At 69.7% G+C, this 9,727-nt stretch carries 9 protein-coding genes and 1 pseudogene; 4 read left to right on the forward strand and 6 right to left on the reverse strand.

The features are described 5' to 3' along the window. Together AWZ10_RS22145 and AWZ10_RS22150 are read right to left on the reverse strand one after the other, a co-directional pair. Positions 1 to 500, reverse strand: a pseudogene (locus AWZ10_RS22145) (CoA transferase); the annotation flags it as partial. Positions 501 to 662: 162 nt separating this feature from the next. Further along, a complete protein-coding gene (locus AWZ10_RS22150) occupies positions 663 to 2,195 on the reverse strand; it encodes a S8 family serine peptidase (protein ID WP_046704945.1) in 1,533 nt (510 codons plus the stop codon). 387 nt (positions 2,196 to 2,582) lie between these two features. On the opposite strand from AWZ10_RS22150, the gene AWZ10_RS22155 reads away from it, so the two are divergent. The 3 genes from AWZ10_RS22155 to moaA all read left to right on the forward strand — a co-directional run bounded on the left by AWZ10_RS22155 (position 2,583) and on the right by moaA (position 5,700). Beyond that, complete coding sequence (locus tag AWZ10_RS22155) at positions 2,583 to 2,939, forward strand: DUF485 domain-containing protein (protein ID WP_060891884.1); 357 nt, start codon at positions 2,583 to 2,585, stop codon at positions 2,937 to 2,939. Then, complete coding sequence (locus AWZ10_RS22160) at positions 2,936 to 4,561, forward strand: solute symporter family protein (RefSeq protein ID WP_060891882.1); 1,626 nt, start codon at positions 2,936 to 2,938, stop codon at positions 4,559 to 4,561. The genes AWZ10_RS22155 and AWZ10_RS22160 overlap by 4 nt, the downstream gene beginning before the upstream one ends. Before the next feature lie 149 nt (positions 4,562 to 4,710). Continuing rightward, positions 4,711 to 5,700 (forward strand): GTP 3',8-cyclase MoaA, encoded by a 990-nt coding sequence (gene moaA, locus AWZ10_RS22165; protein WP_037691274.1) that lies wholly within the window; start codon positions 4,711 to 4,713, stop codon positions 5,698 to 5,700. A gap of 81 nt (positions 5,701 to 5,781) precedes the next feature. On the opposite strand, the gene AWZ10_RS22170 is transcribed toward moaA, so the two are convergent. After that, positions 5,782 to 6,021, reverse strand: coding sequence for a hypothetical protein (locus AWZ10_RS22170; protein ID WP_046704943.1), 240 nt, complete (start codon positions 6,019 to 6,021; stop codon positions 5,782 to 5,784). A gap of 208 nt (positions 6,022 to 6,229) precedes the next feature. After that, positions 6,230 to 6,652 (reverse strand): DUF3099 domain-containing protein, encoded by a 423-nt coding sequence (locus tag AWZ10_RS22175; protein ID WP_046704942.1) that lies wholly within the window; start codon positions 6,650 to 6,652, stop codon positions 6,230 to 6,232. A 247-nt stretch (positions 6,653 to 6,899) separates the two neighbouring features. On the opposite strand from AWZ10_RS22175, the gene AWZ10_RS22180 reads away from it, so the two are divergent. Continuing rightward, entirely contained in the window at positions 6,900 to 7,178 is a 279-nt protein-coding gene (locus AWZ10_RS22180) for a GlsB/YeaQ/YmgE family stress response membrane protein (protein ID WP_037691268.1), read from the forward strand. A gap of 80 nt (positions 7,179 to 7,258) precedes the next feature. Here AWZ10_RS22180 and tyrS read toward each other — a convergent pair whose 3' ends face one another. Together tyrS and AWZ10_RS22190 are read right to left on the reverse strand one after the other, a co-directional pair. Further along, positions 7,259 to 8,527: a tyrosine--tRNA ligase gene (tyrS, locus tag AWZ10_RS22185; RefSeq protein WP_046704941.1), complete on the reverse strand. Its 1,269-nt coding sequence runs from the start codon at positions 8,525 to 8,527 to the stop codon at positions 7,259 to 7,261. 74 nt (positions 8,528 to 8,601) lie between these two features. Then, a partial coding sequence (locus AWZ10_RS22190; RefSeq protein ID WP_060891883.1) for a metallopeptidase TldD-related protein occupies positions 8,602 to 9,727 on the reverse strand: 1,126 nt, incomplete at its 5' end.

The raw sequence follows: 9,727 nt of genomic DNA on the forward strand, positions 1-9,727 counted from the left end.
GCCGTCCGCAGGGCGACCGCGAGGCCCCCGGCCGCGTACACGGCCTCCTCGACCCCCAGGGACGACCGCTCGGCGAGCGCCGCCCCGACGGCGGCGACCGGGTCGGGAGAGGCCTCGGGCACCCCCAGCGCGGACAGCAACCGCTCCCGGTGGTGCGGGTAGTTGGCGTGCGTCCGCACCCAGCCGTCCGCCGTCCGCCAGAACCGCGACAGCGGCGCGAAGGAGACCGGCGCCCGGCCGTCGATCAGCAGATGCCGTTCACTCACGAAGGCGGTACCGACCGCGCGGTCGTCCACCCGCACCCGGGGTACCTCCGCGAGCCCGGCCCGCCGCGCCCCCAACTCGGCCGCCGCCAGGGCGCACACCCCGACGCAGGCCCGCGCCAGCTCCCTTACCGGAAGCCGGGCCTCCAGCACCCCGTCCCCTACGACGGTCGAGACCCTCGGCAACAGGGCGGGATCGCCGCCCAGGGCCGCCCACGCATGGTTCATCTCTGTCATGACCCGCACTATGCAACGGAAGGGCCGGACGGTGTACCACCGCCCGGCCCGACCTCGGCAGGAGAACCCCTGCCCGTGCACCGCGTCCAACGTGTCGATGTGCGTGCCGTGAGCTGTGCGGGAATCGGTCCCGCGAGATCCTGTGCTCCCCGGCGACGAGGGTTACTTCTTGACGGCCTTCAGGGCGTTGACGATGCCGAACCCGTAGAAACCGTTCAGGTTCGCGTCGCCCTCACACACCGCGTCCTGAGTGCCGTCGCCGTTCTGGTCGTACGACGTCGGGCAGGCGTGCTTGTCCGCCTCGGCCTTCAGCAGCCGCTGCAACCGCCCGGGGTTCGCCCCCGGGTGCGTGGACTTCAGCAGCGCGGCGACACCGGCGGCGTGCGGCGACGCCATCGACGTGCCCTGCAGGTAGCCGTACGCGCCGTTCGGCATCGTGGACAGGATGCGGCCGTTCTTCGACGGCGTGTCCGGGATCTGGTAGCGGCCGTCGCCACCCGGGGCCGCGATGTCGACGACTCCGTTGCCGTACGTGGAGAAGTACGACTTCTCGTTCTTCACGCCCGTCGAGCTCACCGTGACGACACCCGGGAGCTGGGTCGGGACGTCGAAGCACTCGCTCGGGTCGATGGTGCGCTGGACCGGCGTGGTGTCGTTGGGGCTGGAGGCGTCCACGATCGCGTCGGAGGCGAGGTCGTGGTTGGAGTTGCCCGCCGACGCGAGGTGCAGCGTGCCCTCCTTCGTGGCGTACTCCTGGGCCCGGTTGACCGCGTCGACGATCGCCCGCTGGTCCGGGTCGTCCATGCAGTTGTAGAGCCACGGGTCGACGTAGTAGCTGTTGTTCGTGATCTCCACGCCGTGGTCGGCGGCGAAGACGAACGCGCAGACGACGCTCTCCGCGTAGAAGAGGCCGCTGCTGCGGTCGGTCACGTTGATGCTGGAGACCTTCACGCCCGGCGCGACACCGGCGACGCCGACACCGTTGCGGGCCGCGGCGATCTCACCGGCGACGTGTGTGCCGTGGTAGTCCTCCGGGGTGTACGGCCGCCAGGCGCCCTCGCTGGTGTCCGCGACACCGCCGTTGCAGTTGGCGGACTGGGCGGCGGAGAAGTTCGGCGCGAGGTCCGGGTGGGTGTCGTCGACGCCGGTGTCGATCACGGCGACGGTGACGTTCGCACTGCCCGGGTTGATCTTCGCGGCCTTGTCGGCGCCGATCGACCGCAGGTCCCACTGGTCGGCCTCGAGGGGCTCGGCGCCGGGCATGTCCGCCGAGGCGGCCTTCACCTTCGCGGCCTCCGCGGCCGTCAGGTAGTCGACGGCACCCACGTCCGTCGTGCCGGCGGGCGTCAGCGGGGAGGTCCGGGTGGCACCGGCCGACTCCACACCACGCACGGCGCGGATCGTCGCGCCGAACGTCGGGTCGGTCGAGTGGACCACGATCACGCCGATCTCGGCGTACGTGATCACGATCTTGCCGCCGGCCTCGGCTATCGCCTCCTGCACGGCGGCTATCGTGCGCTTGTTCGTCTTCGTGTTCACGACGTACGAGAGGTTCGGGCCCTCCGCCGTCGCGGCGGTGGACGCCGCGAGCGGGGCCGCCGAGGCGACGCCCGGCAGGAAACCGAGCGAGGCGGTCAGCGACAGGACGACCGGCACCGCGAGGGCGAGCCGTCGTCTGGAGCGCAGATGAGCCATGGGATCTCCACATCATTTTCAAAGAAACCGGCCCGGGACACACGGGTGCCTGGGCAGGTACATGACGTTGGTGGTGCAGCCCGAAGCTATCTCTGGTCGTCGTCGGCCAGCAATGACTTCATGGGCGGGAGGCCGAAGTAGAGGGGTAACCCTCGGGACCACCGCACGTCCCGGCCGGTTCCGCATCGGTTCTCGAAAGAAACACGCAGGGTTGAACCGGTCCTCGCGCGCCGCCGTGACGTTGTGCAGGGAGCCCGAGCACGATCGTGCGCCCCGTCACCGAAGGAACAGAGCCGACCCATGTCCGTACCCCAGCCGTCCCCCGATCCGACGGCGAAGAAGTCACCGTCCGCCGTCGTGACGGCGGCGGAGACGCGAGGAGACTCCGTGGCAACCGACGCACCGCCCCCAGCGAAGGCAGAGCATCATCTCCCCTCACCCGAGGAGTTCGCCGCGGTCCATGAGAGCGCCGAGTTCGCCGAACTGCGCCGCTCCTACCGCTCGTTCGCCTTCCCGCTGACCGTGGCCTTCATCGCCTGGTACCTGCTGTACGTCCTGCTCTCCAACTACGCGGGCGACTTCATGGGCACCAAGCTCTTCGGCAACATCAACGTCGCCTTCGTCCTCGGCATCGCCCAGTTCGTCACCACGTTCCTCATCGCCTGGTGGTACTCGCGGCACGCCGCCGTGAAGCTCGACCCCAAGGCCGAGGCGATCAAGTCCCGGATGGAGGGCGGCGCATGAGCCCCGTACAGCAGACAGTCCTCGCGGCCGGAGAGGCCAGTGAGCACCGGCCACTGATCATCACCCTGTTCGGGCTGTTCGTCCTGGCGACCCTCGCCATCACCGTCTGGGCCGGCCGCCAGACCAAGGACGCCGCCGACTTCTACGCGGGCGGGCGCCAGTTCAGCGCCTTCCAGAACGGCCTCGCCGTATCCGGCGACTACATGTCGGCCGCGTCGTTCCTCGGCATCGCGGGCGCCATCGCCCTGTTCGGCTACGACGGCTTCCTGTACTCCATCGGCTTCCTGGTCGCCTGGCTGGTCGCCCTGCTCCTGGTCGCCGAGCCGCTGCGGAACTCCGGCCGCTACACCATGGGTGACGTCCTCGCGTACCGCATGCGCCAGCGCCCCGTCCGCACCGCCGCCGGCACCTCCACGATCGTCGTGTCGATCTTCTACCTGCTGGCCCAGATGGCGGGCGCGGGCGTCCTCGTCTCGCTGCTCCTCGGCATCACGTCCGACGCGGGCAAGATCCTCATCGTCGCCCTCGTCGGCATCCTGATGATCGTCTACGTCTCCATCGGCGGCATGAAGGGCACCACCTGGGTCCAGATGGTGAAGGCCGTCCTGCTCATCAGCGGCACGCTCCTCATTACGTTCCTGGTGCTGCTGAAGTTCAACTTCAACATCTCCGATCTGCTCGGCACCGCCGCCGAGAACAGCGGCAAGGGCGCCGCCTTCCTGGAGCCCGGTCTCCAGTACGGCCTGACCGGCACCTCCAAGCTGGACTTCATCTCCCTCGGTATCGCCCTGGTCCTCGGCACCGCCGGTCTGCCGCACATCCTGATCCGCTTCTACACGGTGCCCAACGCCAAGGCCGCCCGGAAGTCCGTGAACTGGGCGATCGGCATCATCGGCGGTTTCTACCTGATGACCATCGCCCTCGGCTTCGGCGCCGCCGCGCTGATCTCCCAGGACGAGATCATCGCCTCCAACCCGTCGGGCAACACGGCGGCCCCGCTGCTGGCCCTGCATCTGGGCGGCGTCGACTCGGCCTGGGGCGCGATCCTGCTGGCCACCATCTCGGCGGTGGCCTTCGCCACGATCCTCGCCGTGGTCGCGGGCCTCACCCTCGCCTCGTCGTCCTCCTTCGCGCACGACATCTACGCCAACGTCATCCGCAAGGGGAAGGCCTCCGGCGCCGAAGAGGTCCGCGCGGCCCGCTGGGCGACCGTCTTCATCGGCGTCGTCTCCATCGGCCTCGGCAGCCTCGCCCGCGACCTGAACGTGGCCGGCCTGGTCGCCCTCGCCTTCGCCGTCGCGGCCTCCGCCAACCTGCCGACCATCCTCTACAGCCTCTTCTGGAAGAAGTTCACCACCCAGGGCGCGCTGTGGTCGATCTACGGCGGTCTGATCGTCGCCGTCGGCCTGGTGCTGTTCTCGCCCGTCGTCTCCGGCGACCCGAAGGCGATGTTCCCGGACGTCGACTTCGCCTGGTTCCCGCTGAAGAACCCGGGCATCATCTCCATCCCGTTCGGCTTCCTCATGGGCTGGCTGGGCACCGTCCTGTCCAAGGAGGAGCCCGACGCCGCCAAGTACGCCGAGCTGGAGGTCCGGTCCCTCACGGGCACCGGCGCCCACTGATCCGGCTCGCTTCGCCCGGGGCCGTCGTAGATCTCTACGGCGGCCCCGCGTCGCGTCTCGTGTGATTCGGCCGGTGATGTTGTCAGTGGCGTCACGTAGGCTCGCAGGTGTCGGAAAATTTGTGATCCGCTACGAGGGAGGGGGCCCACGTGCTCATCGACACCTACGGCCGGGTGGCCACCGACCTGAGAGTCTCGCTGACCGACCGGTGCAACCTGCGCTGCACGTACTGCATGCCCGAGGAGGGTCTGCAGTGGCTGGCGAAGCCCGACCTGCTTGACGACGACGAGATCGTCCGCCTCATCGACATAGCCGTCCGCGTCCTGGGCGTCACGGAGGTCCGCTTCACCGGCGGCGAACCGCTGCTGCGCCCCGGTCTGGTCGGCATAGTGGAGCGCGTGGCGGCCCTCGCCCCCCGCCCCCAGATGTCCCTCACGACCAACGGCATCGGCCTCAAGCGCACGGCGACGGCCCTGAAGGCGGCCGGCCTGGACCGGGTGAACGTCTCCCTGGACACCATCCGCCCGGACGTCTTCAAGACCCTCACCCGCCGGGACCGCCACAAGGACGTCCTCGAAGGCCTTCAGGCTGCCCGCGACGCGGGCCTGACCCCGGTCAAGGTCAACTCGGTCCTGATGCCGGGCCTGAACGACGACGAGGCCCCCGACCTCCTGGCCTGGGCCGTCGAGCACGACTACGAGCTGCGTTTCATCGAGCAGATGCCCCTGGACGCCCAGCACGGCTGGAAGCGCGACGGCATGGTGACGGCGGGCGACATCCTGACGTCCCTGCGCACCCGCTTCGACCTCACCCCCGAGGGCTCGGAGATACGCGGCTCGGCCCCGGCGGAACGCTGGCTGGTCGACGGTGGCCCCCACCGCGTCGGCGTCATCGCCTCCGTCACCCGCCCCTTCTGCTCGGCCTGCGACCGCACCCGCCTCACCGCCGACGGCCAGGTCCGCACCTGCCTCTTCGCCCGCGAGGAGACCGACCTCAGGGCCGCGTTGCGCTCCGGCGCCCCGGACGAGGAGATAGCCCGCATCTGGCGCCTGGCGATGTGGGGCAAGAAGGCGGGAGCAGGCCTGGACGATCCGTCGTTCGTGCAGCCGGACCGCCCCATGTCCGCCATCGGAGGCTGAGACCGACGAGCCATGAAAGGGCGCGGGGACTCTGCGTGAGGAATCGCGACGGAGCCGCAGTCGCAGGATTCCCCGAGCCCTTCACCTCTCGGGCGCTTCCCACTCCGACAGCTCGACGACGTCCTTCAGAAACCCCCGCACCCCCAGGAACTGCGACAGGTGCTCCCGATGCTCGTCGCACGCGAGCCATGTCTTGCGGCGCTCCGGCGTATGCAGCTTCGGGTTGTTCCAGGCGAGCACCCAGACCGCGTCGGCACGACAGCCCTTGGCCGAACAGACGGGGGAGGACGGATCGGAGCCGGGGACGTTGAGGATGTTCACACGTCGACCCTAGCCGCAGAAAAGGCGACGCCGAGCAGCCACGGGGGGAGCTGCCCGGCGTCGGTCTGTCGCTCCGACGGGGGATGCGGAGCGCGTACGAAGTATGTCACGGGTAGGCCTCTGCCCGGCACAGGAACTTCATGATTGATCTGAGCATTTCTTGAGCTTGGCGGGTGATTGCATTCCGCTTCGTCCGGATTCCCGGTGCTCAGGCCCGCTCGCGCGGTTCACTGCGCCGACCGCCCTCGGGATCGGCCGCGACGTCCTCCGGGACGGATTCCGCGAAGCGTCCCTCGGCCCCGAATTCGGCCGAGGAAGAGGCGTCCGTCTGCCGGGGCGGCGTGATCATCGGACGGGTGGGGGCGTGGACGAACGTGGACGGCAACGAGGGCGCGTTCTCGCGGCCCGCGTTGGCGATCACCACGGAGATGTACGGCAGCACCGCGCCGAGCACCAGTGCGACGACCGCGACGTGCCGTTCGACGTTCCAGAGAACCGCGGCGGCGATCACCGCGAGGGTGCGGACGGACATCGCGATGATGTAGCGACGCTGCCGGCCGCGAACGTCGTCGGCGAGGCCCTGCCGGGCACCTGTGATCCGAAAGACCTCGGGGTTGCTCTGCTTCCGCATCACGTTCCACCACCCGCCTGTATCGGACGCTCCCCGGCCCGTGCCCCGCCCGCGCCCGCTTCATGGAACGCGGTCCGAACCAGCTCCACGTTACGCCGCGTCTGCGCCGCCTACGAGACCGGGTCACCTGCCACGGGGAGCGGAGGGGATCCGTCGTAGCGCGTACGGCCGTGCCCGACATGCGACGTATCGCGGGCGGGCCGACACTGGGCGTAATGCTCACGTCGAGCCGTACGAGGAGGCAGCCATGGGCTGGTTGTGGGCGATCATCGTGGGATTCGTACTCGGCCTGCTGGCCAAGGCGATCATTCCGGGCAAGCAGCACAGCCCGCTCTGGCTGACGACGATCTTCGGCATGCTGGGCGCCGTCGTCGGCAACGCGATCGCGCGTGGTTTCGGGGTCGAGGAGACCTCCGGCATCGACTGGACCCGCCACGCCTTCCAGCTGATCGCCGCGATCGTCATCGTGGCCCTGGGCGACATGGCCTACATGGCGACCCTGGGCAAGAACAAACAACGAACCTGAGCCCCGACCAGGGCGCGGGGAACCGCGCGACATGCCACGACGAAGCGGCACCCGTCAGATCCCCCACGCCCCTACGGCGCCTAGGCCCCGGTCACCTCGACGGCGGCCAGGTTCTTCTTCCCGCGCCGCAACACCAGCCACCGCCCGTGAATCAGCTCCTCCCGGGAGGGAAGCGCGTCCTCGGCGGTGACCTTGACGTTGTTCACGTAGGCCCCGCCCTCCTTCACGGTCCGCCGCCCCGCGGACTTGCTCGGCACCAGCCCGACCTCCGCGAGGAGATCCACGACCGTCGCCAGCTCGGCGACCTTCGCGTGCGGCAGCTCGGACAGCGCCGCGGCCAGCGTCTTCTCGTCCAGCTCGGCCAGGTCGCCCTGCCCGAACAGCGCGCGGGACGCGGCGATCACGGCGGCGGTCTGCTCGGCCCCGTGCACCAGCGTCGTCAGCTCCTCGGCCAGCGCGCGCTGCGCGGCACGCGCCTGCGGCCGCTCCTGCGTCTGCTGCTCCAACTCCTCCAGCTCCGCACGGGACCTGAAGGACAGGATCCGCATGTACCGGGTGATGTCGCGGTCGTCCACGTTCAGCCAGAACTGGTAGAACGCGTACGGCGTCGTCATCTCCGGGTCGAGCCAGACGGCGCCGCCCTCGGTCTTGCCGAACTTCGTGCCGTCGGCCTTGGTCATCAGCGGCGTGGCCAGAGCGTGCGCCTGCACGCCGGGCTCCATCCGGTGGATCAGGTCCAGGCCGGCCGTGAGGTTGCCCCACTGGTCGCTGCCGCCCTGCTGGAGGGTGCAGCCGTACCTGCGGTAGAGCTGGAGGAAGTCCATGCCCTGGAGGATCTGGTAGCTGAACTCGGTGTAGCTGATGCCCTGGTCGGACTCCAGCCGGCGGGCGACGGAGTCCTTCGTCAGCATCTTGTTGACGCGGAAGTGCTTGCCGATGTCCCGCAGGAACTCGATGGCGGAGAGGCCCTCGGTCCAGTCGAGGTTGTTGACCATGACGGCCGCGTTCTCACCCTCGAAGGACAGGAACGGCTCGATCTGGGCGCGCAGCCTGCCGACCCAGCCCGCGACCGTCTCCGGATCGTTGAGCGTGCGCTCCGCAGTCGGGCGGGGATCGCCGATCAGACCCGTCGCGCCGCCGACCAGCGCCAGCGGCCGGTGCCCGGCCTGCTGGAGCCGGCGCACGGTGAGCACCTGCACCAGGTGTCCGACGTGCAGGGACGGCGCGGTCGGGTCGAAACCGCAATAGAACGTGACGGGACCGTCCGCGAGCGCCTTGCGCAAAGCGTCCTCGTCGGTGGACAGGGAGAACAGTCCCCGCCACTTCAGCTCGTCGACGATGTCCGTCACGGTTCTCGTGTCTCCTTGATCGAGCTCGTAACCAGGTGCCTCGTGAACCAGGTACCTCGTAATCAGGTACGAGGTTATACGCCCTGGCTGACAGAACTCATATTGAAATCCGGCACCCGCAGGGCGGGCATCGCGGCCCTGGTGAAGTAGTCGCTCCACTCGCGCGGCAGCGTCTTCTCCGTGCGCCCGGCCTCCGTGGCCCGGCCGAGCAGGTCCACCGGCGACTCGTTGAACCGGAAGTTGTTGACCTCGCCCGTGACCTCGCCGTCCTCCACGAGATAGACGCCGTCCCGGGTCAGCCCGGTCAGCAGCAGCGTCGCCGGGTCGACCTCGCGGATGTACCACAGGCAGGTCAGCAGCAGCCCGCGCCGGGTGTTCGCGACCATCTCCTCCAGGGAGCGGTCCTCGCCGCCGTCCAGGATCAGGTTGCCGATCGTCGGTACCACCGGCAGCCCGGTCAGCCCCGCGCTGTGCCGGGTGGTCGGCAGGTGCGCGACCTCGCCCCGGCTGATCCACTCCGTCTCCTTCAGCGGCAGGCCGTTGTCGAACACCGAGCTGTCGCCGCCGGAGGAGTGGGCCAGGACGAAGGGAGCGGACTCCAGGCCCGGCTCGTTCGGATCGCTGCGCAGGGTCAGCGGCAGCTCGGTCAGCCGCTCGCCGATCCGGGTACCGCCGCCCGGCTTGCTGAACACCGTCCGGCCCTCGGCCGCGTCCCGCGCCGACGCCGACCACATCTGGTAGATCAGCAGATCCGCCACCGCCGTCGGCGGCAGCAGCGTCTCGTACCGGCCGGCGGGCAGCGGCACCCGCCGCTCTGCCCAGCCCAGCCGTACGGCCAGTTCCGCGTCCAGGGCCGCCGGGTCGACGTCCTTGAAGTCCCGCGTGGAGCGCCCCGCCCAGGCGGAGCGCCTGCGGTCCGGGGACTTGGCGTTCAGCTCCAGCGTGCCGTTCGGCTGGTCGTGCCGGAGCCGCAGCCCCGTGGACGTACCGAGGTAGCTCGACACCAGTTCGTGGTTGGCGAAGCCGTACAGCTCCCGGCCGCCCGCACGCGCGCGTGCGAACGACTCCCCGAGCGCCGGCGCGAAGTCCGTGAACACGGCGGAGGAGGTCTCGGCGGGCGCGTCCGTGAAGTCCGGGGAGTGCTCCACGCCTGTGACCAGCGGCTGGGCGTCCTCGGCGGGTCCGGCGCTGCGCGCGGCG

This window comes from Streptomyces europaeiscabiei (genome assembly GCF_001550375.1).
GTDB classification, from domain to species: domain Bacteria; phylum Actinomycetota; class Actinomycetes; order Streptomycetales; family Streptomycetaceae; genus Streptomyces; species Streptomyces europaeiscabiei.